The 26253-nt window shown below is 64.6% G+C and carries 21 protein-coding genes; 10 read left to right on the top strand and 11 right to left on the bottom strand.

Going from position 1 to position 26253, the window contains the following annotated elements:
• Positions 1 to 132, top strand: a 132-nt coding sequence (locus EN852_RS24475) for an integrase core domain-containing protein (RefSeq protein WP_135879551.1), incomplete at its 5' end; no start/stop codon positions are given.
• On the opposite strand, the gene EN852_RS24470 is transcribed toward EN852_RS24475, so the two are convergent.
• Positions 129 to 860, bottom strand: a complete 732-nt coding sequence (locus EN852_RS24470; RefSeq protein WP_127867637.1) for a LuxR family transcriptional regulator — start codon at positions 858 to 860, stop codon at positions 129 to 131. The two genes, EN852_RS24475 and EN852_RS24470, sit on opposite strands and share 4 nt — an antisense overlap.
• A 275-nt stretch (positions 861 to 1135) precedes the next feature.
• Here EN852_RS24470 and EN852_RS24465 point away from each other — a divergent pair, with 275 nt between their 5' ends.
• On the top strand, positions 1136 to 1960 hold the full coding sequence (locus EN852_RS24465; RefSeq protein ID WP_246694375.1) for a transporter substrate-binding domain-containing protein: 825 nt from the start codon (positions 1136 to 1138) through the stop codon (positions 1958 to 1960).
• A gap of 14 nt (positions 1961 to 1974) precedes the next feature.
• Here EN852_RS24465 and EN852_RS24460 read toward each other — a convergent pair whose 3' ends face one another.
• The gene (locus EN852_RS24460) at positions 1975 to 2388 is read right to left on the bottom strand and encodes a tellurite resistance TerB family protein (RefSeq protein ID WP_127877452.1); all 414 of its coding nucleotides are present in this window, start codon (positions 2386 to 2388) and stop codon (positions 1975 to 1977) included.
• Positions 2389 to 2543: 155 nt separating this feature from the next.
• Between EN852_RS24460 and EN852_RS24455 the strand changes: the two genes are divergently transcribed.
• Positions 2544 to 4193, top strand: coding sequence for a lysine--tRNA ligase (locus tag EN852_RS24455; protein ID WP_127877664.1), 1650 nt, complete (start codon positions 2544 to 2546; stop codon positions 4191 to 4193).
• Here the strand turns inward: EN852_RS24455 and EN852_RS24450 are convergent.
• From EN852_RS24450 to EN852_RS24415, 8 genes are all read right to left on the bottom strand, one after another.
• Complete coding sequence (locus EN852_RS24450; protein ID WP_246694371.1) at positions 4156 to 5052, bottom strand: thermonuclease family protein; 897 nt, start codon at positions 5050 to 5052, stop codon at positions 4156 to 4158. The two genes, EN852_RS24455 and EN852_RS24450, sit on opposite strands and share 38 nt — an antisense overlap.
• Before the next feature lie 10 nt (positions 5053 to 5062).
• Positions 5063 to 5704 carry a helix-turn-helix transcriptional regulator gene (locus tag EN852_RS24445; RefSeq protein ID WP_127877662.1) on the bottom strand — a complete coding sequence of 214 codons (642 nt, stop codon included), beginning with the start codon at positions 5702 to 5704 and terminating at the stop codon, positions 5063 to 5065.
• Between the two features lie 89 nt (positions 5705 to 5793).
• Positions 5794 to 6342, bottom strand: a complete 549-nt coding sequence (locus EN852_RS24440; protein ID WP_127877660.1) for a thioesterase family protein — start codon at positions 6340 to 6342, stop codon at positions 5794 to 5796.
• Between the two features lie 9 nt (positions 6343 to 6351).
• Positions 6352 to 8571 carry a 3-hydroxyacyl-CoA dehydrogenase NAD-binding domain-containing protein gene (locus tag EN852_RS24435; RefSeq protein WP_127877658.1) on the bottom strand — a complete coding sequence of 740 codons (2220 nt, stop codon included), beginning with the start codon at positions 8569 to 8571 and terminating at the stop codon, positions 6352 to 6354.
• Between the two features lie 12 nt (positions 8572 to 8583).
• On the bottom strand, positions 8584 to 9792 hold the full coding sequence (locus tag EN852_RS24430) for an acetyl-CoA C-acetyltransferase (protein ID WP_127877656.1): 1209 nt from the start codon (positions 9790 to 9792) through the stop codon (positions 8584 to 8586).
• Between the two features lie 33 nt (positions 9793 to 9825).
• Positions 9826 to 10998, bottom strand: a complete 1173-nt coding sequence (locus EN852_RS24425) for an acyl-CoA dehydrogenase family protein (protein WP_127877654.1) — start codon at positions 10996 to 10998, stop codon at positions 9826 to 9828.
• 52 nt (positions 10999 to 11050) lie between these two features.
• A complete protein-coding gene (locus EN852_RS24420; protein WP_127877652.1) occupies positions 11051 to 12847 on the bottom strand; it encodes an acyl-CoA dehydrogenase in 1797 nt (598 codons plus the stop codon).
• A gap of 223 nt (positions 12848 to 13070) precedes the next feature.
• Complete coding sequence (locus tag EN852_RS24415) at positions 13071 to 13535, bottom strand: MerR family DNA-binding transcriptional regulator (RefSeq protein ID WP_127867640.1); 465 nt, start codon at positions 13533 to 13535, stop codon at positions 13071 to 13073.
• A gap of 460 nt (positions 13536 to 13995) precedes the next feature.
• Between EN852_RS24415 and EN852_RS24410 the strand changes: the two genes are divergently transcribed.
• From EN852_RS24410 to EN852_RS24395, 4 genes are all read left to right on the top strand, one after another.
• Positions 13996 to 18051, top strand: coding sequence for an SEL1-like repeat protein (locus EN852_RS24410; RefSeq protein WP_127877650.1), 4056 nt, complete (start codon positions 13996 to 13998; stop codon positions 18049 to 18051).
• A gap of 191 nt (positions 18052 to 18242) precedes the next feature.
• Positions 18243 to 19166, top strand: a complete 924-nt coding sequence (locus tag EN852_RS24405; protein ID WP_095819366.1) for a sulfite exporter TauE/SafE family protein — start codon at positions 18243 to 18245, stop codon at positions 19164 to 19166.
• Positions 19166 to 19957, top strand: a complete 792-nt coding sequence (locus EN852_RS24400) for a TIGR02186 family protein (protein WP_127867516.1) — start codon at positions 19166 to 19168, stop codon at positions 19955 to 19957. Before EN852_RS24405 ends, EN852_RS24400 begins: the two co-directional genes overlap by 1 nt.
• Positions 19958 to 20148: 191 nt before the next feature.
• Positions 20149 to 21405 (top strand): Hsp70 family protein, encoded by a 1257-nt coding sequence (locus tag EN852_RS24395; protein ID WP_127877648.1) that lies wholly within the window; start codon positions 20149 to 20151, stop codon positions 21403 to 21405.
• On the opposite strand, the gene EN852_RS24390 is transcribed toward EN852_RS24395, so the two are convergent.
• Complete coding sequence (locus EN852_RS24390) at positions 21406 to 22311, bottom strand: LysR family transcriptional regulator (protein ID WP_127877646.1); 906 nt, start codon at positions 22309 to 22311, stop codon at positions 21406 to 21408.
• 124 nt (positions 22312 to 22435) lie between these two features.
• On the opposite strand from EN852_RS24390, the gene EN852_RS40940 reads away from it, so the two are divergent.
• Genes EN852_RS40940 through EN852_RS24380 form a run of 3 tightly spaced genes read left to right on the top strand, consistent with a single transcriptional unit; the run spans position 22436 to position 26252 of the window.
• A complete protein-coding gene (locus tag EN852_RS40940) occupies positions 22436 to 22594 on the top strand; it encodes a hypothetical protein (RefSeq protein WP_189546140.1) in 159 nt (52 codons plus the stop codon).
• Positions 22591 to 25521, top strand: coding sequence for a molybdopterin oxidoreductase family protein (locus tag EN852_RS24385; RefSeq protein ID WP_127877644.1), 2931 nt, complete (start codon positions 22591 to 22593; stop codon positions 25519 to 25521). The genes EN852_RS40940 and EN852_RS24385 overlap by 4 nt, the downstream gene beginning before the upstream one ends.
• Positions 25518 to 26252: a 4Fe-4S dicluster domain-containing protein gene (locus EN852_RS24380; RefSeq protein ID WP_127877642.1), complete on the top strand. Its 735-nt coding sequence runs from the start codon at positions 25518 to 25520 to the stop codon at positions 26250 to 26252. Before EN852_RS24385 ends, EN852_RS24380 begins: the two co-directional genes overlap by 4 nt.
• Position 26253: the final 1 nt, after the last annotated feature.

Below are 26253 nucleotides of genomic sequence, written 5' to 3'. Positions count from 1 at the left end.
GAGCGCACTGCGGAGCTGCCGCGATGGCTTCACCGCTACAATTGGCATAGGCCACACGGCAGCTTAAAATCAAAACCACCTATCAGCCGCCTCGGACTGACCAAGGACAACCTATTGAGGCTCCACACCTAGCTAATATAGCCACGCCTAATCGCCTCCGCGACCGCCTGCACCCGGTTGGCTGCGCCGAGTTTGCTCTTGGCGTTAAGAAGATGTTTCTCGGAAGTGTGTTCCGAGATGCCTAAAATTTGAGATATCTCCCATTCGGACTTGCCAACGGCCGCCCATTGCAGGCATTCCCGCTCACGTGCCGTCAATTCTATATGATCGACGAGCTTGTCGGCCTTGGTATGCAGTTGCATGGCGCGGCCGATCGCATAGGTCGACGCCAGCGACACCATTCCGAATTCGGCATCCGACAATTCAACGGATTCGCCACCCAGCGAGACCATGACGATCTGGCCGTCGAGCGTCACCAACGGAAACGCAAGGCCGTCGCGCAGCTTGAACTGGCGGGCGTCGCCCATGACCTCGTCGCTGCTCTTGTCGATCACGGCGTTCTTGGATGCGTCCCGCCATTGGAACGGCGCCTGAAGCTGCTTCATGTGGCTGACGACGGGATCGTGGTCGACATAGTTGCGCGCCACGTAGCGCTCCAGCCATTCGCCGGGCCAATCGCAAAGCATCACATGCTGTTTCTGCCGGCCGCGTGGCGTGCCGGGCTGCGGCACGGTTCCCGCCATCAGGGCGGTCAGGCCGAAATTCGAAGTGACGCCCAGCAGCCTCTCGCAAACCGCCGCCGCGGTGCCAGCATTCTGCAACTGGTCTATATATTCCAGAGTTCTGTCAAACAGGCCCATCGCAACATCTACCCCATGTTGCTTCTGCTTTTTCGTTACCGATAGTAGACGCTCGAACACTCCTTCGCCATCAACCACGGGTCGCAAAGGTCTCCGCAAAGCCGGTAGCTTCCCCCTTCCGGCGCGCAGGTTCATTTGCAACGAGCTGAACCATACGCTGAATTTAGCCGCTTGAAATCAAAAACCGTTGTGCCTGCATCATTTTCATACGAAAAGCCTCCGAACGGGGACGAGGTCGGAGCCATATCGTGATCTTGCGGTGGATAACTCTGGTCCTGATATCCGCACTTGCCGGCATATTGCCCTTTGCCGGCGCGACTCAAGGCGCGGAGCCGCAGGTGCCGGTGCTGTGGGATGCCAAGGAGCGGTTGCCGAAACCCGATCTCTCCGCGTTGCCGCGACTCAGATTCCTCACGACCACCGATTTTCCACCCTTCAACTTCCTCGACGGCTCGGGCCGCCTGTCCGGTTTCCACATCGATCTGGCGCGGGCGATCTGCGCCGAACTGGACGTCGTCGAGAAATGCCAGGTACAGGCCCTGCCGTGGAACGAGTTGGAGGATGCCCTGCAGAAAGGCGAAGGCGAGGCAATTATCGCCGGCATCGCCGCGACGGCGGACAGCCGCGAGAAATATGCCTTCTCGCGCTCCTATATTCAGTTCCCGGCGCGCTTCATCATGCCGAAGGCGAAAGCCTTCGCCGAGCCGATCCTCGACAAGCTGCGCAGCAAGCGAGTCGGCGTCGTCGCCGGCTCGGCGCATGAGAAAATGCTGCGCGATTACTTCAACACCGTGCAGGTGGTGACCTTCGACACACCGGAAGACCTTTATGCCGGCCTCAAGGCCGGCAAGATCGATGCCGCCTTCGGCGACGGCATGCGCTTCGCCTTCTGGCTGGGCGGCTCCGACGCGGCCGGCTGTTGCCGCTTTGCCGGCGGTCCGTATCTGGCGCCGGAGTATCTGGGCTCAGGCATGGCGATCGCCACCAGGGCGGGCGATCCCGCGCTGGCCGCCGCCTTCGACTATGCGCTGCAGGAAATCTCGATCAAGGGCACCTTCGCCGAGTTCTATCTGCGCTATTTCCCGGTGAGCTTCTTCTGAAGGTCGCGCCAACGCTAAGTCAGCGTGCGTAGGCGCGCCTTGGTCGCTCGCGCAATCGCAGCCACGGTCAGCGTGTCGAGGTCGAGCTTGAGGCGGATGAGTTGCAGCACCCTGACCTCCTCCATGCGCATTTCGAGATCGACGGCGGCGACCTCGAAGGCGGCAGCGTAGGCGGTGTCGCGCAGCCGCTCCGGCAGCGCCGCGGCGACGCGCGCCAGCACGCCTTCCAGCCCGCCCTTCTCTTGCAGCGCCTTCTGGCAGGCCTGCGCCACCTGAACCAGCCTGTCCTGGTTGAAATCGACGAACACCGGCCAGGAACGAATGACGTCGCCGATCCGCGCCAGTTCGACGTCGGTCATGTCGCGATCGGAAGCCGAGGTGATGACCATCAGGTAGATCAAGGCTTCGTGTGTCGTCAGCGAAGGCATTCAAAACTCCTTGAGTGTGCGGCTCGAACGTAGGAGCGCAATTGTGGCGCCGCAAGGAAAACCGCCGCAAATCGTTGACGCTCCGGCCTGTCGCGCCTAGAGACCGGTCGACAAATCTTATCCGCCGCAAAGACGGCCATGACTGGAACTTTGACATGACGGGATCAAACATCATCGATCTCACGCCCGAGATGCTTGCCGCGGCCGCCGAGAGCAAGGCTTGGCCGTTCGAGGAAGCTAAGAAAATCATCGCCCGTTACAAGGGCAAGGATTTCCCGGAAACCGTGCTGTTCGAGACCGGCTACGGCCCGTCCGGCCTGCCGCATATCGGCACCTTCGGCGAGGTGGCGCGCACGACCATGGTGCGGCATGCCTTCCGCGTGCTGACGCAGGACAAGGTCAAGACCAAGCTTCTGTGCTTCTCCGACGACATGGACGGCATGCGCAAGATCCCGGAGAACGTGCCGGACCGGGCGGCGCTCGAGCCCTACCTGCACATGCCGCTGACCTCGGTGCCCAATCCGTTCGGCGGCGATTATGCGAGCTTTGCCGACCACAACAACGCGATGTTGTGCCGCTTCCTCGACACGTTCGGCTTCGACTACGAGTTCGCCAGCGCGACGCAGTACTACAAGGCCGGCCGCTTCGACGAGGTGCTGCTGCGCGCCGCGGAGCGCTATGACGAGATCATGGCCGTGATGCTGCCGACACTCGGGCCGGAGCGCCAGGCGACCTACAGCCCGTTCCTGCCGATCTCGCCGAAGAGCGGCCGCGTGCTCTACGTGCCGATGATCAATGTCGACGCCAAGGCTGGCACCATCACTTTCGACGACGAAGGGACCGAGACCACGCTGCCTGTCACCGGCGGCCATGTGAAGCTGCAGTGGAAGCCGGATTTCGGCATGCGCTGGGCGGCGCTTGGCGTCGATTTCGAGATGTTCGGCAAGGACCACCAGACCAATGCGGTGATCTACGACCGCATCTGCAACATCCTCGGCGGGCACGCGCCCGAGCATTTCGTCTACGAGCTGTTCCTCGACGAGGAGGGCCAGAAGATCTCGAAGTCGAAGGGTAATGGGCTCACCATCGACGAATGGCTGACCTACGCGCCGACCGAGAGCCTCGGCCTCTATATGTACCAGCGGCCGCGGCAGGCAAAGAAGCTCTATTTCGACGTCATCCCGAAGGCGGTGGACGAATATTACGCCTTCCTTGGTGCCTATCCGCGCCAGGACTGGAAGGAGCGGCTGGGCAATCCGGTCTGGCATATGCATGACGGCAACCCGCCGGCCATCGACCTGCCGGTGCCTTTCGCGCTGCTGCTCAACCTGGTGAGCGCCTCCAACGCGCATGACAAGTCGGTGCTGTGGGGCTTCATCTCGCGGCATGCGCCGGGCGTGACGCCGAAGACGCATCCGGAGCTCGACCGGCTGACCGGCTACGCGATCCGTTATTTCGACGACTTCGTGAAGCCGACCAAGGTTTTCCGCGCCGCCGACGAGGTGGAGCGCGAGGCGCTGGCGAAGCTTTCCGATGCGCTCGGCGCGCTGCCGCAGGGCGCCGACGGCGAAGCGATCCAGAATGCGGCGCTCAATGTGGCGCGCAAGATCGAACGCTACCAGGACCATTCCAAGCAGAGCCCGGAAGGCGGACCCGGCGTGTCGGTCGCCTTCTTCCAGATGATCTACCAGGTGCTGATCGGCCAGGAACGCGGCCCGCGCTTCGGTTCCTTCGCCGCGCTCTACGGCATTGCCGAGACGCGCGCGCTCATTGAGCGGGCGCTGGCTGGTCAGTTGGCGGCATAACGGCGCTGCCATCGGCCGGCAGGATCGAATCCGGCGCCACCGGCGCCGGGCCTGACATGGCCGGCACCGCCGGCAGGCCGTCAAGCTTCGGCGCCGGGCCGAAAATACCCTTCCTGGCCGTGCGGGCCTTGTTTTCGGCCTCGACATAGGGACCGCCTTGCGCGGCGCGCGCCCAGCCGTTCTCGACCAGCCACTGGCCGATGTCCTGATTGCCGATATGGCATTCGGCGGAAATGGTGTCGCGGCCGCCGTCCGGCGGGACCGCGCAGGCAACCGCACGGCCGCGCAGGAAGGCGCGAAAGGCAGTCCTGGCGCGCGCGCCGCAGGCCCAGGTCTGGCCCTCGTCGCTGCAGGTTTCGTCCGCCTTGACGGCGTCCACGCCGGACACCGCGACCGCATAGCCCTTGGCCTCGATCAGCCCGGCGGCGGTGGCGACCGGCTGGAACAATTTTGTGCCGTTCCAGTCGCCCGGCATCTTCGTTTTGGGCGGCTTGGGCGGCCCGGCCAGCGCCAGATCGCTGAGCGGCGCCCGGGGCTCGACCCGCTCGAGTTCCTGGTCCGACAGCTCCGGCGGCGCCACGACGTCGGGATCGATGGCCCTCGAGTGAACAACGGGGTTCGGTGCCTGCGGAGCGGCTGGCGCCGGAATGGCCGAGGTCATCGGCTCTTCCGGGGGCGTATCCGCGCCGGAAGCGGAGAGGGTCTCGCTGCCGGCGGTGGGGAGCGCATCGGCGATGGGATCGATCTGATCGACCGTGATGACGCTCTCATGCCCCTTGACCACGCGGCCGCCTGCCACGACGAGCGCGGCCATCACCGGAACCGCCAGAACCGTCAGGATGATCTGAAGAAGGCGCAACAGCTCGGACCTACTGGCTCGCCCAGACGATGCGCGCCACCCATTCGATTTCGCGTGTCGGGATGTCACGGTCCGGGTGGGCGGGGTTGAGCGAAACCAGCACGATCGATTTCACCGTTTGCCGGTCGAGCACCTTGGCCATCACCTCCCCGGCGGTGGTCTTCACGACGACGCGATCGCCCTTGCGCGTCGGCGCGCCTGGCTCGACGATCAGCACATCGCCATTGCGGTAGAGCGGCAGCATGGAATCGCCCTGCACCTGCAGCGCGTAGGATGTCTCGGTCGCCCGCGCCGGAAGCTCGACCAGATCCCAGCCCTGCCCCGCCGGATAGCCGGCATCGTCGAAGAAGCCTCCCGCCCCGGCCTGGGCGAAGCCAAGCAAAGGAACGGCGCTGCGGTGTTGGGCCACCGACGCGGCGCCGCGCCCTTCGACAAGTCCAGTGAATTCCTCGAGCGAAGCGCCGGTGGCCTCGATGATCTTGGCCAGCGACTCGGTCGAGGGCCAGCGCGGCCGGCCGTCCGAAGACAGGCGCTTCGACTTGTTGAAGGCCGTCGAATCGAGGCCCGCGCGCCGTGCAAGGCCGGAAGCCGACAGCGAATAGCGCTCGGCGAGAGCATCGATTGCGGCCCATACGCGGTCGTGTGAGAGCACGCGCGCTCTCCTTCGAAAACAGGAAAAAATGCCTCAGCTCTGTCTAACGCGCGACTATCTGATTGTCCACTGGCGAAGGGTCGGATCGCCTACGATCGGACCTGCTTGGCCTGCTCGCGCAAATTCCGGTGCGAGACCATGAAAGCCCGCTCGGCGTCGGTCGGCGGGCGCGGACTGGCGGCATGGCCAAGCGCCGCGACGACCTCGTCTATGTCGAGGAAGCGGCGACTGCCGCGGTCATAGACGCCGCCAGTGGTGAGGATCAGCGCCGCCGTCTCGCCGCCATCGAGAACGAAACGGTGCCGGCCGATGACGGACGTGCCTTCCCAGGTTTCGATCGACGACACCACCTCGAAGCGCCGCCACAGCTTGATCTCGCGCACATAGGCGACCTGCAGCCCGCCGATCATCGGCGCCCAGCCCTTCTTGCGGGCAAGCGCGATGAGGCCGACGCGCAGGAAGATGTCGATGCGGCCGAGATCGGCCAGCATCATGTAGCGCGCATTGTTGAGATGCAGGTTGAAGTCGATGTCGATCGGCAGGCAGCGAAACGCCAGCCGGCTCTCATCGCCGACAACATAAGGGCCACGGCTCGACGCCGTGGCCATGGTGCGGGCCATTCGCCCCCAGACATACATCCCGGTTCGTCAGGCCGCTTCTCTGACCTCACCCTTCTGGTAGGGGTCGAAGCGCTGGTAGAAGATCTCGCCCTTCTCGGCCATGTCGAGCAGCAGCTTCGGCGCCTTGAACTCGGCGCCATACTTCTTCTGCAGGCCCTTGGCGATCTTGACGAAACGCTTGGCGCCGATGCCGTCGATGTAGGACAGCGCGCCGCCGGTGAACGGCGCGAAGCCGAAGGCAAGGATCGAGCCGACATCGGCCTCTCGCGGATCGGTGACGATGCCTTCTTCCATCACCCGTGCCGCCTCCAGAGCGATGGTGACCAGCAGGCGCTGTTTCAGCTCCTCATAGTCGACATTTTCGGGCTTCAGCTGCGGGTAGAGATCCTTCAGGCCCGACCACAGCTTCTTCTTCGCGGGCTTCGCCGGATAGTCGTAAAAGCCTTTGCCGTTCTTGCGGCCGAAACGACCATGCGTGTCGACCATGGTGTTGATCAGCGCCATCTGCTTGGGATCGACGGCCTTCTCGCCGAGATCCCTGATGGTCTGTTTCATGATCTTCTGGGCAAGGTCGACGGCGGTCTCGTCGGTCAGGGCCAGCGGGCCGACCGGCATGCCGGCGGCCTTGGCGGCATTCTCGATCATCGGCGCCGGAACGCCCTCGATCAGCATCTTGTAGGCTTCCGACATGTAGCGCAGCACGCAACGGTTGACGTAGAAGCCACGCGTGTCGTTGACGACGATCGGCGTCTTCTTGATGGCGCGCACGAAGTCGAAGGCGACGGCCAAAGCCTTGTCGCCCGTCTTCTTGCCGAGGATGATCTCGACCAGCATCATCTTGTCGACCGGCGAGAAGAAGTGGATGCCGATGAAGTTCTTCGGGCGCGCCGAGTTTTTCGCCAGCGCGGTGATCGGAATGGTCGACGTGTTGGATGCGAAGATCGCCGATGACTTCAGCACCGCTTCGGCTTTCTCGGTGGCATCCTTCTTCACGCCCGAATCCTCGAAGACCGCCTCGACGACCAGATCGCAGCCGGCAAGGTCGGCATAGTCCGCCGTCGGCGTGATCAGCGACAGGAGCTTGTCCTTGTCTTCCGGCTTGGCGCGGCCCTTCTTGACCTGATCGGTCATGAGGCTGTCGGAATGCGCCTTGCCCTTCTCTGCCGATGGCAGATCGCGGTCGAGCAGCACCACCGGAATGCCGGCTTTTGCCGTGACATAGGCGATGCCGGCGCCCATGAAGCCGGCGCCGAGAATGCCGATCTTCTTGAACTTGGTGTCCGGCACGCCAGCCGGGCGGCGCGCGCCCTTGTTCAGTTCCTGCAGCGACAGGAACAGCGAGCGGATCATCGCCGCCGCTTCCTTGGTCTGCATGATCTCGGTGAAATAGCGCTGCTCGATCCTGAGCGCAGTGTCGAAGGGCACCAGCAGGCCTTCATAGACGCATTTCAGGATCGCGGCCGCGGCCGGATAATTGCCATAGGTTTCGCGGCGCAGGATGGCGATGGCCGGTGGCCAGAGATTGGCACCGGCCGCCGAATAGATCGGCGCGCCGGGCAGCTTGAAGCCCTTCTCGTCCCAAGGCGCCACGGGCTTCAGGCCGTTCTTGATCATCGCCTTGGCGGTCTCGACGAGCTTTGCAGGCTCGGCGATCTCGTGGATCAGCCCCATCTGCTTCGCCTTCTGCGGCGAAAGGTTCTGGCCGGTGGTCAGCATCTGCAGCGCCTGCTGCTGATCGGTCAGCCGCGGAACGCGCTGGGTGCCGCCGGCGCCGGGGAAGATGCCGATCTTCACTTCGGGGAGCGCCATCTTCACCTTGTCGGAATCGGCGGCGACGCGGCCGTGGCAGGCGAGCGACATCTCGAAGGCGCCGCCCATGCAGGTGCCGTTGATCGCCGACACAAACGGCTTGCCGCAAGTCTCGATCTTGCGGAACAGGCCGGTCATATAGCCGGCATTCTCGAACAGCGTCTTGGTCGCCTTCTCGAGATCCCTCTCCTTGTCGGCGGCGAAGGTGGCCAGCATCTTCTGCAGCATGGTGATGTCGGCGCCGCCGGAGAATGTATCCTTGCCGGAGGTGATGACCGCGCCCTTGACGGCGGCATCGCCGGCCACCTTATCGACGATGGCGTTCAGCTCGCGCATCACCTCCTCGGTGAAGACGTTCATCGAGCTGTCCGGCATGTCCCAGGTGATCAAGGCGATGCCGTCGGAGTCCACGTCGAGGGTGAAATTGGTGTAGCTCATCTCTTCTCTCCCTCAGACGCGTTCGATGATGGTGGCGGTGCCCATGCCGGCGCCGATGCACAGCGTGACCAGCGCGGTGTTGAGGTCGCGGCGCTCCAGCTCGTCCAGCACCGTGCCCAGGATCATGGCGCCGGTGGCGCCGAGCGGATGGCCCATGGCGATCGCGCCGCCATTGACGTTGATCTGGTCGTGCGGAATGTCGAAGGCCTGCATGTAGCGCAGCACGACGGAGGCGAAGGCCTCGTTGAGCTCGAACAGGTCGATATCCGACTGCTTCATCCTGGCGCGCTTCAACAGCTTCTCGGTGACGTCGACCGGACCGGTCAGCATCAGCACCGGCTCCGAGCCGATATTGGCGAAGGCGCGGATGCGGGCGCGCGGCTTCAGGCCCATCGCCTTGCCGGCCTTCTTGGAGCCGAGCAGCACGGCGGCGGCGCCGTCGACGATGCCCGACGAATTGCCGGCGTGGTGGACGTGGTTCACCTCCTCGACCTCCGGGTGCTTCTGCACGGCGACCGCATCGAAGCCGCCCATCTCGCCAGGCATGACGAAGGACGGGTTGAGCGAAGCCAGCGACTGCATGTCAGTCGTAGGCCGCATGTGCTCGTCATGATCGAGAATGGTAAGGCCGTTCTGATCCTTGATCGGGATGACCGAATTCTTGAAGCGGCCCTCGGACCAGGACTTCGCGGCGCGCTTCTGGCTCTCGACGGCATAGGCGTCGACGTCGTCGCGGGAGAAACCATACTTCGTCGCGATCAGGTCGGCCGAGATGCCCTGCGGCACGAACCAGCCGGGCAGGCCGACGGACGGGTCCATGAACCAGGATCCACCGGACATGCCCATGCCGACGCGCGACATGGATTCCACACCGCCGGCGATGACGATCTCGTCCGCGCCTTGCGCGATCTTGGCGGCGCCGAAATTGATGGCGTCGAGGCCGGAGGCGCAGAAACGCGAGATCTGCATGCCTGGCGCCGAGGTCGCGTAGCCGGCCTCGAAGGCGGCGGCGCGCGGAATGACGGAGCCCGCCTCGCCGACCGGATCGACGCAGCCGAAGATGATGTCGTCGACATTGCCGGTGTCGAGCCCGTTGCGGTCGCGCAGCGCTTCCAGCGTCTTTGCGGCAAGCCGCACCGCTGGCACTTCGTGCAGCGAGCCGTCCTTCTTGCCCCTGCCGCGCGGCGTGCGCACGGCGTCATAGACGTAAGCCTCAGTCATTTTCGTGCTCCTTGGCTTTGCCGGCCGCCGCGCTCAGAGAGAGCGCCCGATCAGCAATTTCATGATCTCGTTGGTGCCGCCATAGATGCGCTGGACGCGGGCGTCGCGGTACATGCGGGCGATCGGATATTCATTCATGTAGCCATAGCCGCCATGCAGTTGAAGGCATTCGTCGACGACTTTGCCCTGCAGGTCGCTGAGCCAGTATTTGGCCATCGAGGCGGTCACCGGGTCGAGGCCGCCGTCGACGTGGCGGGCGACGCAGTCATTGTAGAAGACGCGGCCGATGGTGGCCTCGGTCTTCAGCTCGGCCAGCTTGAACTGGGTGTTCTGGAAATCGATGACCGCCTTGCCGAAGGCCTTGCGTTCCTTGACGTAATCGATGGTGAGCGCCAGCGCCCGCTCGATCATGGCGATTGCGCCTGTGCCGATCTGCAGCCGCTCCTGTGGCAGTTGCTGCATCAGCTGGACGAAGCCCTTGCCTTCCTCGTGGCCGAGCAGGTTGGAGGTCGGCACGCGCACATCGTTGAAGAACAGCTCGGACGTGTCGTTCGACTTCAGCCCTATCTTGTCGAGGTTGCGGCCGCGTTGAAAACCTTCAACCTCGTCGGTCTCGACGACGATCAGCGAGGTGCCCTTGGCGCCCTTGTCCGGATCGGTCTTGGTGACGACGATGATAAGATTGGCGAGCTGGCCGTTGGTGATGAAGGTCTTCGAGCCGCTGATCTTGTAATGGTTGCCGTCCTTCTCGGCGCGGGTCTTGACGCCCTGCAGGTCGGAGCCGGCGCCGGGCTCGGTCATGGCGATGGCGCCGATCAGCTCGCCGGTCGCGAGCTTCGGCAGCCATTTCTGCTTCTGCTCCTCGGAGCCGTAATGCAGAATGTAGGGCGCGACGATCGAATTGTGCAGGCCGATGCCGAAGCCGTCGACGCCGACATGGCCGATCGCCTCGATGATGGCGCTCTCATGCGCGAAGGTGCCGCCCGAGCCGCCATATTTTTCCGGCATCGAAGCGCAGAGCAGGCCGGCCGCTCCGGCCTTCAGCCAGCTCTCGCGGTCGAACATCTCGTTCTTCTCGAACTCTTCATAGCGCGGCGCGATCTCTTCGGCCATGAAGCGGGACGCCATGTCGTAGAGCATGCCGACCTCATCCGCCGCCCAGGCGGGCTTCGGGAGACCAAGAATTTCGGCTGGGTTTGTCGTCACGATTTCCTCCGCGTTCCGACGATTGTGGGCCGGCGGCGCCGGCCCGCCGAACCTAGAACGCTTCCGCCGGCAGCGCCATCAGCGTGTCCGCGCCACTGGAAATGCGGGCAAGCCGCGTCGCCGTTTCCGGCATGATGCGCTCCATGAAGAAGCGGGCGGTCACCAGCTTGGTGTCGTAGAACGACGCAGCGCCATTGGCACCATCCGCCAACTTCGCCTGCGCGGATTTTGCCATCTGCGCCCACATATAGCCAAGCGCCACCAGGCCGAAGAGATGCATGTAGTCGGTCGAGGCCGCGCCTGCATTGTCGGGTTTGGCCATGGCGTTCTGCACCAGCCACATGGTGGCGGCCTGCAGGTCGTTGAGGCCCTTCTTCAGCGCCTTGGTGAAGGGCGCCATCTTCTCGTCAGTGCGGTTTTCCTCACAGAACTCGCCGACCTCCTTGAAGAAGGTCTGCACGGCGCGGCCGCCATTCTGCGCCAGCTTGCGGCCGACGAGGTCGAGCGCCTGGATGCCGTTGGCGCCTTCATAGATCATGGCGATACGGGCATCGCGCACGAACTGGCTCATGCCGTGCTCTTCGATATAGCCGTGGCCGCCGAACACCTGCTGCGCCATCACGGCGTGATCGAACCCCTTGTCGGTAAGCACGCCCTTGACCACCGGTGTCATCAGGCCGGTGTAGTCGTCGGCCGCCTGGCGGTCCTTGTCGTCGCCGGAGCGATGCGCGACGTCGGACTTGATGGCGGTCCACAGCGCCAGCGCGCGGCCGGCCTCGTTATAGGCCTTCATGGTCATCAGCGAGCGGCGGATGTCGGGATGGACGATGATCGGGTCTGCCTTCTTGTCCGGCGCCTTGGCGCCCGACAGGGAGCGGCCCTGCAGCCGGTCCTTGGCGTAGGACACGGCGTTCTGGTAGGCGATCTCGGAGACCGAAAGCCCCTGCAGGCCGACGCCGAGGCGGGCCTCGTTCATCATCGTGAACATGGCCTTCAGGCCGCCGTTCAACTCGCCGAGCAGCGTGCCCTCGGCCTCGTCATAATTCATGACGCAGGTCGAGTTGCCGTGGATGCCCATCTTCTCCTCGATCGAGCCGCAGGAGAGCGTGTTGCGTTCACCGGGATTGCCGGAGGCATCCGGCTTGAATTTCGGCACGATGAACAGCGAGATGCCCTTGACGCCTTCCGGCGCGCCTTCGACGCGGGCCAGCACCAAATGGACGATGTTTTCCGACATGTCGTGCTCGCCGGCGGAGATGAATATCTTCTGGCCGGAAATCCTGTAAGTGCCGTCGCCGTTGGGAGCCGCCTTGGTGCGCAGCAGGCCGAGGTCGGTGCCGCAATGCGGCTCGGTGAGGTTCATGGTGCCGGTCCAGCCGCCCTCGATCAGCTTCGGCAGCCAGGTGGCCTTCTGTTCGTCCGTGCCATGGGTGACGATGGCAGCGATCGCGCCTTGCGTCAGGCCGGGATACATCATCAGCGCCATGTTGGCCGAGATCATGTATTCGGAGACGGCAGTGTGGACCGCATAGGGCAGACCCTGGCCACCGAACTCGGCAGGCGCGGCAAGCCCCATCCAGCCGCCCTCGCGATACTGGTCGTAGGCGTCCTTGAAGCCCTTGGGCGTCGTCACCGAGCCGTCGTCATGGCGCACGCAGCCTTGCATGTCGCCGACCCGGTTCAGCGGATGCATGACGTTCTCGGCGAGCTTGGCGCCTTCGGCGAGGATCGCCTCGACCACATCGGGTGTCGCGTCCGAAAAGCCCGGAAGATTGGAGTAGCGCTGATAACCCAGCACGTCGTTCAGCACGAACAGCGTGTCCTGGATCGGCGCCCTGTAGATCGTCATGCCTTCCTCCACCCTTACAGTCCGGCCGGCCAGCAAGTTGCCTGTCCTGGACAGGGAGGCCGGGCCGATGTCGATGCTCGGATAGCAAATATTGACGTTTGCGTAAACGTCAACTTCGTCGCAGCCAAAAATTTTTCTGAGCGGTCCGGCTGTGACGACAAAAAAGCCGCGCGGCTATAGCCACGCGGCTTTCTTCGTCCGGGTATTCCGGAAAAGCGGGCGATCAGCCGGCGGCGCTGGCCTGCGGCGCCGCGGTGCGCTCGATGAGCATCTGACGCACGACGGACATCGAGTTGCTCAGCTCGCCGATCGCGTCGTCGATCAGCGCCCGCTGCTTCTGCAGGCGGGCGAGTTGCTTCTCGGACTTGTCGAGCGCCAGGCGTAGCTGCTTGGTGTTGGTGCCGGTTGGATCGTAGAGATCCATCATCTGCTTGACGTCGCGCAGCGAGAACCCGACCTTGCGGCCGAGCAGGATCAGCTTCAGCCGAGCCTTGTCACGGCGCGTATAAAGTCGGGTCGAGCCGTCGCGATGCGGATTGAGGAGGCCCTTGTCTTCATAGAAACGCAGCGTGCGCAGCGTCACGCCGTATTTCTTGGCCATCTCGCCGATGCGGACGAATTCCTCGCCGGCTTCTGCCGGTATGTCATTGGTATTGGCCGCGGCTTCGCCGGGCGAAACGAGTTTCATGGTCACTGGCTTTCCCCTGGTGGCGTCGCGGTCGCGGACCAAGCGTCGCCTGAGTGGAAGCGGGGGCGTGCTTCCAATCGTGGTTGCAACAAATCAATCGCAAGAGGCACGGCTTCGCACCTTTTACGTTTACGTCAATCCTATACCGACAGCCGCAAGGTGACGCAAGGGCGTTGTCGGATCCGACCTTTATGCCGCACCCAGGTGCCGGCTCGTCAGCGGCTCACGATTATACGCGTCTTCTTAAGCTTGGTTAACGCCTTGTTTACCACGTTGGGCGAAATGTGCGCATGTCGGTCACCCGTGGTTATCCTGTAGCGAATTTTTCACGGTTTTCGAAGCGCGGGTAAAACCCGGGAAGCTCGCCTTCCTCCGCAGCAAAACCGCTCGGCTCGCTTCGTACCCGGCAGGCTACTGGGAAACCGGTCTTTGGCCGGCCACTCTGAACACGGGCGCATCGATGAACAGCAAGCGGTCCTATCTCGATACACTCAACGCCGGCAGGCAGCGCCGGCCGCACGCCTCGCTCGAAGAGCTGAACCGTTCGCTCGAAACGCTGGAGCAGCGGCTGGACCAGACGCGCGCCGACATGCCCGACCGCCCCGACCCGCGGCGGCCGACCGCCGAGCCGCGTTATCCCAGCACACAGCCTTACGGCCAGGCACCGCGCTGGTATGAGGATCCCTATTCCGCGCAAAGGCCCCTGGACCGTGCGCCGCAGAATCCGGCGCCGCACAACCCGCGGCCGCAGGAGCGCGCCCCGCAAAACCCCGCGCCCGCCTATCAGGCGATCGCGCGCGACATCGACCGGGTGCGCGGCCAGGAAGACAGCGTCGCCATGGTCGGCAAGATCGCCGTCGAACTGCGCGGTCTGCGGGAGGAACTGCGCCACCAGATGACGGCCGGCCTGCAGCGCGAGTTCGAAGCGTTCCGCCAGGATATCGACCGCGCCCTGCAGGCCAACAGCCAGCGCGGCGCGATGCCCGACAAGAGCAGCGCCGAGCTCGGCCTCGAATTCGAGCGGCTTTCGGGAGCGATCCAGTCGCTCGCCGAAAAAAGCGACGACCGCAGCGTCAACTTGCTGCGGCTGGAACTGGAACAGGTGAAGGGCGCGCTGGACACGCTGGCGCGCGAGGAAAGCGTGCAGAAGGTCGACCGCCGCTGGGACGATTTCGACCGCCGCTGGAGCGCCTTCGAGGATCGCATCGATGCCGACCAGCGCAAGCGCGCCGAAGGCCCGAGCCTCTCGGTGCTGACAGACCGGCTCGAGCAGATCAGCAGCGCCGTCAACAGCCTGCCGGAATCGCTTTCGCTGCGCTCGCTGGAGGAAAAGGTGCGCACGCTTGCCGGCGCCGTCGACCGTTTTGCCGGCCAGCAGACCGCGCGCGGCGGCGAAACGCTCGCCATGATCGACGAGCGGCTGGACGAGATTTCCCGCGCCATCGTCGCATCGACCGTGGCCGCGCAGGCGAATGCCTTCGACCCCGAGACCTTCGGCCGGATCGAGAAGCGCATGGCCTCGCTGGCGGTGCAGATCGAAGAGGTCGCGCAGTCGCGGCCCGGCGCCGAAGTCATCGATCGCCTCAATCTTCTCACCAGCCGCGTGGACCAGTTGGCCGGCCGCGCCGACCTGCCGGAACAGGCCATGGAGCGGCTGGGCAAACAGATTGCTTCCATTACCGACAAGATGGACCGCGCGCCGGCCATGCCCGACGCCGACCAGATCTTCCAGGGCCTGGAGCAGCGCTTCGACGCGCTGTCGATGCTGCTCGAGCGCCGCCAGGGAGATGCAATCGAACAAAGCAATGCATTGTTCCACGATCTCGAGCGTCGGCTGGACGAGGTTGCGAACAGGCTCGACCAGCGCATGCGCCAGGACGACAGCGCCGGCATCATGGAAGCGATCGACGCCCGCTTCACCGCTTTGGCCAAGCGCATCGAAACGCGCGCGCCCGATCCCGCCAACGACATGGCGATCCGCGGGCTGGAAAGCCGGCTCGAGGACATCTCCAGCCGGCTGGAATCGTCGGCGCAGCAGGTTGCCGGCATCGATCCGGCCCTGATCCGCAGCCTGGAAGCGCAGGTCGCCGGCCTGTCGGCGCATCTTTCCAGGCCCGGCACGCCGCTGCCCGAATTCGAGGACATCAGCCCGCGACTGAACGAGATCGAGAAGTCGCTGGCCGGCACGCGCGACTCCATCCTGAGCGTGGCGCGCGAGGCGGCCGAGAGCGCCGTCAAATCGCTAGCAGAGTCGACCTCCAGCACGGCCCAGACCAACGCGACCGCCGTTGCCGGCCTCGCCCAGGACCTGAAGACGCTGGAAGCGCTCACCCGCCGCTCCGACGAACGCAACTCGCGGACTTTCGAGGCAATCCACGACACGCTGCTCAAGATCGTGGACAGGCTGGGTTCGCTTGAATCGAGCGAGACCAGCGAAGCGGTCAGCGAACTGGTCGATCCGCAACCGGTCGGCAAGCGCGGCCGCGGCAGCAAGATCGCGGTGCAGGACGCGCCTTCGATGGATATCGACCAGCCGCTGCCGCTCACCGGAGACATGGGCAGCCTTGAAGGCCGCGCCGCGGCGATCATGCGCGATGAGCCAGACGCGCCACGCACGCCTGCCGAGGCCGCGGCCGCAGCCGCCATGGCAGCCCTCGGGCCGGATGCGATCGGCGACAAGAGCGAGAGGGCCAGCCGCAAGAAATCCATGTTCAGCGGCCTGGCGCGCGCTTTCAAAGGCAAGAAGGAAGCGGACACACAGCCGCTTGCCGGCTCGGCGCCGGTCGGCGACGTGCCAAGCGTCGACATCGACGAACCGCTCGACCCCAAGGCCGCCAACCGGCCGTTGGAACCCGGCTCCGGCGCGCCGGACCTCAACGCCATCATGAGGCGCGTGCGCGACGAGCGCGGCGGCCAGCCGACCCGGCGCACCGACAGCGATGCTGCGAAGTCGGATTTTATCGCCGCGGCCCGCCGCGCGGCCCAGGCGGCAGCTGCGGAAGCCGATACGCTGAAGCGGCAATCGACCATGACCGGTCCGGTGAAGGCGCTGAGGATCGGCGACCTGCTCAAGGCGCGGCGCAAGCCGATCCTGATGGCGGCGGCGGCGATCATGATGGCGCTGGCCGGCCTGCAGCTGGGCAAGGCCTTCCTGTCCGATCCGGTCGAAACGGCCAACAACCAGCCCGCGCCGCTCGTCTCGACGCAGACGGTCGACACGGCGTCGCTCAACGCCACAGCCGCACCACAGGCCGACACGCAAAAAACCGGCACACCGAAGATTGATGCCGCGGCGGCACAGGCCGAAGGCGCGCCTGCCCGTCCCGTCAGACAGGCGGAGCCCGTCCAGGAGACGGCACCAGCCGCATCTGTCCCGGCAACTCCCGAAAGCGCAGCTGCCATGCCGGCCGAACCGGCACCCGCCCCGGTGGCGCTTGCAGCGCCTGCCGCACCGGCGCCGATGGCTTCAGCGACGCCATCCGAACCCGCCGCCGCGGCTGCCACCGCGACGGACAGCGATGACGACACGCAGCCGATGGCCAAGGAGCCCGTAGCGGCCAGTCCGGCAGCCGACGGCGCCGCGTCGAGCGCGCCGGCGACCACCTCCGCCGACACGACAGGCGGCGTGCCGCCGGCCGCAAGCCAGACGGCCGCGGCCAAATTCGACATTCCTTCCGAAATCGGCCCGGTGGCGCTGCATGACGCCGCCGCCGGCGGCGACGCCAAGGCGCTGTTCGAGGTCGGCTCGCGCTATGCGGAATCGCGCGGCGTGAAGGAAGACATGAAGGCCGCCGCCAAATGGTACGAGCAGTCGGCCGAGCTCGGCTTCGCGCCGGCCGAATACCGCATCGGCAATTTCTACGAAAAAGGCATCGGCGTCGCGCGCGACATCAAGAAGGCCAAGACCTACTATCAGCTCGCCGCCGAGCAGGGCAACGCCAGCGCCATGCACAATCTGGCGGTGCTGTTCGCCATGGCGGCGGACGGCGTGACCGACAATGAATCGGCGACGCACTGGTTCCAGGAAGCCGCCGACCTCGGCGTCAAGGACAGCCAGTTCAACCTCGGCATCCTGGCCGCCAAGGGCGTCGGCATGAAGCAGAACCTGGAAGAATCCTACAAGTGGTTCGCCCTGGTCGCCAAGACCGGCGACAAGGATGCCGCCGCCAAGCGCGACGAGATCGCCAATGCGCTGCGGCCCGAACAGCTCGAGCGGGCGCGCGCCGCCGCGGAATTGTGGAAGGCCAAGCCGCTCAACGCCGCCGCCAACTCGGCCGACATTCCGGAATCCTGGCAGGACAGCACGCCGCAGACCACCGCCGGCATCGACATGAAGAAGGCGGTGAAGAACATCCAGCTGATCCTCAACAAGAACGGCTACGATGCCGGCGGCGCCGACGGCGTGATGGGCGGCAAGACCAAGACCGCGATCATGGCGTTCCAGACCGACAACAAGATGACGCCGACCGGCGAGATCGACGCGCCGCTCGTCAAGGCGCTGTTGGCGAAGAAATAACGGCAGCGCGTCGCATACGCGACGCCCTGCCACACATTTACCTGTTAACTGATTGAGATGGTTTTTGTTTCGGCGCGGCCGCGGGGGTTCAATCCCGCGGCCGCGCCGGCGCAATAAAAAATTGGCTTTTCGGTGCTTTATTGTCCGGAAACGGCACTTGCGCCGACAGGCAAACTGATCGAGACAGACGGGTGGGCATCTATCTCCCGATCGCGGAAATTTCCGTCAACGTCTTCGTGCTGCTGGCAATGGGCGCGGCGGTGGGTTTCCTGTCGGGCATGTTCGGGGTCGGCGGCGGCTTCCTCATCACGCCGCTTTTGATCTTCTACAACATCCCGCCGGCGATTGCCGTCGCTACCGGCGCCAACCAGGTCATCGCCTCCTCCTTCTCCGGCGCGCTGTCGCATTTCAAGCGCGGCACGCTCGACTTCAAGCTGGGCGGCGTGCTGCTGGCCGGCGGCATCGTCGGCTCGACGGCGGGCATCTATGTCTTTGCGCTGTTGCGCCGGCTCGGCCAGTTGGACCTTTTCATCTCGCTGCTCTACGTGGTGTTGCTCGGCACCGTCGGCGGGCTGATGCTGGTCGAAAGCCTCAATGCGCTGCGCGCCAGCCGCAGCGGCGCAGCGCCGGTCTTGAAGAAATCCGGGCAGCACAACTGGATCCACCGGCTGCCGTTCAAGATGCGCTTCCGCGCCTCGAAGCTGTTCGTCAGCGTCATCCCGGTGCTCGGGCTGGGAGCCGGGATCGGCTTCCTGTCGTCGATCATGGGCGTCGGCGGCGGCTTCATCATGGTGCCGGCGCTGATCTATCTGCTCAAGGTGCCGACCAATGTCGTCATCGGCACCTCGCTGTTCCAGATCATCTTCACCTCGGCCTACACCACCCTGGTGCATGCCACGACCAACCAGACGGTCGACGTGATCCTGGCCTTCCTGCTGATGGCAGGCGGTGTCGCCGGCGCGCAGTATGGCGCCAAGGCCGGCCAGAGGCTGCGCGGCGAGCAGCTGCGCGCGCTTCTGGCGATGCTGGTGCTGGCCGTCGCCATACGCCTCGCCGTCGATCTGTTCGTGACGCCGCCCAATCTCTATTCGCTTTCCGCCGCGGGCCTCAACTGATGGCGGGATTGAGAGCGTTTGCAGCCGCCGTCCCGTTGTCGATGCTCTTTGCCCTTTCACCGGCGACGGCGCAGACGCCGCCCACCGAAAGCATCCAGATCGGCCTTTCGACCGACGCCATTTCCATCACGGCGGGCTTCTCCGGCGCCGACCTGACGATCTTCGGATCGCTGGAAAACCCCGATCCGCTGGTCGCGCGCCAGGGACGCTACGACGTGGTCGTCGTGCTCGAAGGGCCGCCACGGCCCGTGGTCGTCCGGCGCAAGGACCGCGTGCTCGGCGTCTGGATCAACCTGGACTCGGAGACGTTCGAGAACGTGCCGGTCTCGTACTCCGTCGCGACGACGCGGCCGCTGCAAGACATCGCCGATCCTGCCAAATACAAGCAACTCTCGCTCGGCGCGCAGAACCTCTACCTGAAGCCCGCCGACGCGACCGACAGCCCGGCAACCATCGAGGAATTCACTGCGGCACTTCGGGAGCGCAAGGCGGCGACCGGCCTCTACAGCGAAAATGTCGGCGGCGTGCAGTTCCTGTCGCAGAACCTGTTTCGCGCCACGGTGCGGCTCGCGCCCAACGTGCCGGTCGGAACCCACAAGGCACGCGCCTTCCTGTTCAAGAGCGGCATGTTCGTCAAGGAAAGCTCGGCCCAGCTCGAAATCCGCAAATCCGGTTTCGAGCAATCGGTCTTTCGCGTCGCGCATGACTATTCCTTCCTCTACGGCGTGTTCGCCATATCGCTCGCAATGCTGACCGGCTGGCTGGGGCGGCTCATCTTCCGCAAGGATTGAAGACACGGGAAAAATGGAAGCCCATTTTCCCGCAAGGGGTTTTCCTGCGGGCGATCATGCGATAAACCGCCGCCTCCCAGCCCAAGGGGTGAACAAGCACAATCAATTCGGCAGAGCGGTCCGGCCATCCGGATGACGGCGCGCTTGGCGTCGTCGGCAAGCCCGCCGCAAGGCAACGACAGGAGGCTGCGATGCAATCGGCATTCGGCGGCATCGATTTCGGCACGTCCAATTCCACTGTGGGCGTGATCCGCGACGGCCGGGCGCGACTGGTGGCGCTGGAAGGCGAGCAACCCACCTTGCCGAGCGCCGTCTTCTTCAATTTCGAGGACGGCTTCACCTATTTCGGCCGCCGCGCGATCAGCGACTATACCGACAGCATCGAAGGCCGGCTGATGCGCTCGCTGAAGAGCGTGCTCGGCAGCTCGCTCGCCCATGAGAAGACGCGCATCAAGGCGCGCCAGATCGGCTTCATCGACATTGTCGGCATGTTCGTCGGCCATCTGAAGAAGCGGCTCGAAGAAGACGCCGGCGGAGCGGTCGAGAACGTGGTGCTGGGCCGGCCCGTGCAATTCGTCGACGACGACGCGGCTGCCGATGCGAAGGCGCAGGGCGAATTGGAAAAGGCGGCGCGCGCGCAAGGCTTCAAGCACATCGCCTTCCAGTTCGAGCCTATCGCTGCGGCTCTCGATTACGAGCAGAAGGTCACCCGCGAAGAGCTGGCGCTGATCGTCGACATGGGCGGCGGCACCTCCGACTTCTCGGTGGTGCGGGTCTCGCCGGAACGCGCGCGCTCGAGCGACCGCAAGGCCGACATCCTCGCCAATCGCGGTATCCATATCGGCGGCACCGATTTCGACCGGCTGCTCAGCATTGCCCATGTCATGCCCGAGCTCGGCTATCTGACGCGGACCAAGGACCACAAGCGCAACCTGCCGGCAGCCTATTTCATCGACCTAGCCACCTGGCAGCGCATCAACCTCGTCTACACCGCCAAAGCGATGACCGACCTGCGACAGATCCGCTACGAGGCCGAGCGCGCCGATCTCGTCGACCGGTTCATCCATGTCGTCGAGCATCGCTACGGCCACGCGATGGCGGGCCTGGTCGAAAAGGCCAAGATCGCGCTAACCGACCAGCCTTCGGCCGAGGTGAAGGTGTCGCTGCCCGGCGCGCGCTTCGCGGCCGAGATCACGCGCGCGGGCCTGGAGGAGACCATCGCGAGCGACATCGAACGCGTGACCGCGACGGTCAGACAGACGATCGCCGACGCCGGCATTGATGCCTCCGCCATCACGGCCGTGTTCCTCACCGGCGGTTCGACCGCCATCCCGCTGGCGAAGAGGGAAATCCTGTCGCTGGTGCCGCAGGCCGCTGTCATCGAAGGCGACATGTTCGGCTCGGTCGGCCTTGGGCTGGCGCTCGACGCGCAACGCAAGTACGCGTGATTATTCCGCGCTCGCCGGCGCCTTCGCCTTGCCGATGAGATGCGCCTTCAGCGCCATCTGGGCGAGGCTGGCCTGGCGGTCGCGATGCGTGATCATGGCGAAGTCGCGATTGGGCAATTCGACCGGCACGGCCCTGAGGCTACCTTCCGCCAGGGAGCGCGCGACGACCAGCTCCGAGATGATCGTGGCGCCCGCGCCGGCCTCGACCGCCTGGCGCACGGCCTCATTGCTGGGCAGGACGAGGAAAATCTGCAGTTCGGCCGGCGGGACACCCTGGCTGTGCGCGAAATCCTCCAGCGCCTCGCGCGTGCCCGAACCGCCTTCCCTGATGATCCAGCGCAAGGCCCTGATGTCGAGATTTCCCGCCCGCGTCATCGGAATCTCGGGATGCGAACGCGCCACCACCAGCATCATGCGATCCTCGTCGACCGTGGCTCGGCGCAGGATGTCGGACTCGGTGCGGCCCTCAACCAGGCCGAAATCGGCGCGGCCATCCAACACATTGGTCTCGACCTGCCTGGTGTTGCCGATCGTCACGCTTAGCTTCACGGCCGGATAGGCTTCGTGGAAGGCGGCCAGGCGACGCGGCAGCCAGTAGCTGGCGATGGTCTGGCTGGCCGCGATCGACAGGCTGCCGGCGACGGTCTGCGAGACATCCTCCAGCACGCCGCGCGCTGCCGCGGCGCGATCCAGGACCGCCTTCGCCTCCGGCAGGAAGCGGTGGCCGGTCTGGGCCAGCTCGATGTTGCGGCCGACCCGGTTGAACAGGCGCACGCCATGCTGGCTTTCGAGCGCCCGGATGGCGGCAGAGGCCGCCGACTGAGAGATGCCGAGCCGCTCGGCGGCCTTGGTCATGTGGCCGTGCTCGGCGACGGCAACGAAGATGCGCAACTGATCGAGAGTCATGGGCCAACTAAGAAGCAAAATCGATCGGAATTACAAGAGCTGCTTGTTAGACGCATCAATTGCTTTGTTCTAAGTTTTCGTCTGAGGTTGGAAAAAACTGGTCGTCAAAGGCCAAGAGTGGGAAATGACAGGGCGCTTCAGATCCCTATTCGCGCATTGGAGCCGCCGGCTCAAGCGGCAGCTTGCCGGCGAGCGCTATCACCCTGAACTCCACTATATGCGCGGCCCGGGACCGAAGACGAAGGCCAAGATGGCGAACGGCAAGAGCGTTCGCCAATCATGAGCAAAGCCGCGCCGCGCGGCGCCAACTCCGCACCCTCGCAACGGCCGCTGGCCGACACTCACGCACCAAATGAGGGCGACGGCGTCGAAACCTCGCCCAGCGTCTCCGACCGCATCGCCAAGACCACCTGCTATATGTGCGCGTGCCGCTGCGGCATCGACGTCCATATCAAGGACGGCAAGGTGCGTTACATCAACGGCAACAAGGACCATCCGGTGAACCGCGGCGTGATCTGCGGCAAGGGCAGCGCCGGCATCATGCAGCATTACAGCCCGGCGCGGCTGAGGAAGCCGCTGCTGAGGACAGGCCCGCGCGGCTCGGGTGAATTCCGCGAGATCGAATGGGACGAGGCGCTGACCATCGCCACCGAACGGCTTTCGGCGATCCGCCGCACCGATCCGAAAAAACTCGCCTTCTTCACCGGACGCGACCAGTCGCAATCGCTGACCGGCTGGTGGGCGTCGAAATTCGGCACACCCAATTTCGCCGCGCATGGCGGCTTCTGCTCCGTCAACATGGCGGCGGGCGGGCTCTACACGATCGGCGGCTCCTTCTGGGAGTTCGGCGAGCCCGACTGGGACAACACGAAATACTTCATGCTGTTCGGCGTCGCCGAGGACCATGATTCCAACCCGATCAAGATCGGGCTGGGCAAGCTCAAGGCGCGCGGCGCCAAGGTGGTTTCGATCAATCCCTGCCGCACCGGCTACAACGCCATCGCCGACGACTGGATCGGCATCAGGCCGGGAACGGACGGCCTATTCGTGCTGGCGCTGGTCCATGAACTGCTCAAGGCCGGCCGCGTCGATCTAGATTATCTGCTGCGCTACACCAACGCGCCGGTGCTGGTCGTGCAGGAGCCAGGGGCTGCCGATGATGGACTCTTTGTGCGCGACGCCGACGGCAACGTGCTTGCCTGGGACCGTGTGGCGAAGCAGCCGATCAACGCTGCCAACCCCGAGGCTAAACCAGTGCTGACCGGCAGCTATGAGGTCGGTGGGCGGCGCTGCGTGCCGGTGTTCCAGCTGATTGCAGAGCGCTATCTGTACGAAAGCTATTCGCCGGATGCGGTGGCGCAGCGTTGTGGTGTCAGCGCCGACGCGATCCGCCGGATCGCGGCGGAACTGGCGCATGTCGCCTTCGAACAGGCGATCGAACTGCCGGTCGCCTGGACCGACTGGGCGGGACGGAGACACGAAACGATCAAGGGCCGGCCGGTCTCGATGCATGCCATGCGCGGCATCTCAGCCCATTCCAACGGTTTTCACACTTGCCGCGCCATCCATTTGCTGCAGGTTCTGCTCGGCACTGTGGACGTTCCGGGCGGCTTCCGCTTCAAGCCGCCCTACCCGCGCTGCGCGCCGCCGGGGCCGAAACCATGCGGAAAAAACGCCCAGCCGATGACGCCGCTGGATGGCATGCCTCTCGGCTTCGTCTGCGGCCCGGACGATCTTCTGGTCGACGAAGCCGGCCGGCCTGTCCGCATCGACAAGGCTTATTCCTGGGAAGCGCCCTTGGCCGCGCACGGGCTGATGCATACGGTGATCCGCAACGCCTGGGCCGGCGACCCTTACCCGATCGACACGCTGTTCATGTACATGTCGAACATGGCGTGGAACTCGTCGATGAACACCGTCGAGACGATTCACATGCTGACCGACAGGGACGAGGACGGCGCGTATAAGATCCCCTTCATTATCTATTCCGACGCCTATTATTCCGAGACGGTGGCGTTTGCCGATCTGGTGCTGCCCGACACAACCTATCTCGAGCGGCATGACTGCATCAGCCTGCTCGACCGGCCGATCAGCCATGCCGACGGAGCCGCCGACGCCATCCGCCATCCGGTGGTGCAGCCGGACCGCGACGCGCGGCCGTTCCAGTCGGTGCTGATCGAGCTCGGCGCGCGGCTCGGCCTGCCTTGCTTCGTCAACGAGGACGGCTCGGCGAAATACCGCGACTATGCCGACTACATCGTCAACCACGAGCGCACCCCCGGCATCGGCCCTTTAGCCGGCTGGCGCGGCAAGGATGGCGGCTCGATCGGCAAGGGCGACGTCAACCCTGACCAGTTGCAGCGCTACATCGACAATGGCGGCTTCTGGCACCACGATTTTTCCGACGACCAGCGCTATTACAAGATGGGTAATCGGAGCTATCTCGATTTCGCGGTGGAGATGGGTTTCATCGCCAAGGCGGAGCCCATCGTCTTCCAACTTTATTCAGAGCCGATCCAACGCTTCCGGTTGTCCGCGCGCGGCCATGGCAAGGCGCAGCCGCCGGACGCCGAACGCGGCCGCATCGGAGCCTATATGGACCCGCTGCCGTTCTGGTACGCCCCCTTTGAGGATGACTCCGTCGACCTGCAAAAATATCCGCTGCATGCGCTGACGCAGCGGCCGATGCACATGTACCATTCCTGGGGATCGCAGAATGCCTGGCTGCGGCAGATCACCAGCCAGAACCGGCTATTCATCCATTGCCGGACGGCCGCCGGACTTGGCCTTGTTGACGATGACTGGGTGTGGATCGAAAGCATCAACGGGCGGGTGAAGGGGCAGATCAAGCTGATCGACGGCGTCAACCCGGACACGGTGTGGACCTGGAACGCGATCGGCAAGCGACGCGGCAGCTGGGGCCTGAAGGACGATGCGGCCGAGAGCAATCGCGGCTTCCTGCTCAACCATATCATCGGCGACCAGACATCGGCCGACGCCAACGGCAAGCGCTATTCTAACTCCGATCCCGTCACCGGACAGGCGGCGTGGTTCGACGTGCGCGTGCGCATCGTTAAATGCGCGGCGGACGAAGCCGGCTTCACCGAGCCGCAATTCGAACGCTTTGCCCAGCCGCCGCATTTCCAACCTTCGCCCGAAGTGCTTCGCTTTGGCGCGGAATTCCGTATGAAGAGGGAAGCCGCCGAATGACCTGCCTTCCCGCCCAAACCGACAAGAAACTCGGCCTCGTCATCGACCTCGACACCTGCGTCGGCTGCCAGGCCTGCGTCACCGCCTGCAAGGAGTGGAACACGGGCGGCCACGTGGCGCCGCTGACCGATATCGATCCCTATGGCGGGCATGCCGACGGCGTCTGGTTCAACCGCGTGCACAGCTATGAACACACGACGGAGTTGGGCGGCCGTACGGTGAATTTCCCGCGCTCCTGTCTGCATTGCGAGACACCGGCCTGCGTCACCGTCTGCCCGACCGGCGCCTCCTACAAGCGCGCATCGGACGGCATCGTGCTGGTCGACGAAGATAAATGCATCGGCTGCAAATTGTGCAGCTGGGCCTGCCCCTATGGCGCGCGCGAGTTCGACACCGATGTCGGCGTCATGAAGAAATGCACGCTCTGCGTCGACCGCATCTACAACGACCATCTGGCCGAAGAGGATCGCGTGCCGGCCTGCGTCGCCGCCTGCCCAACCAGCGCCCGGCATTTCGGCGATCTCGGCGATCCGACCTCGGCGATTTCACAGCTGGTGGAGGAGCGGAGTGGCGTCGCGCTGATGCCGGAGCTCGGCTACAAGCCGACCAACCGGTATCTGCCGCCGCGGGCCCGCAGCGAATGGGCGGCGAAGGTCGACGCGCCAGCGTTGGAGCCGATCCGGGCCAAAGGCGGCTTCCTCGGCTGGATCGATAGCATGCTTTCGAACTGAT

Origin of the sequence: Mesorhizobium sp. M2E.F.Ca.ET.209.01.1.1 (assembly GCF_004010375.2) — a bacterium.
Taxonomy (GTDB): domain Bacteria; phylum Pseudomonadota; class Alphaproteobacteria; order Rhizobiales; family Rhizobiaceae; genus Mesorhizobium.
This window is presented reverse-complemented; position numbering and strand designations above follow the sequence as displayed.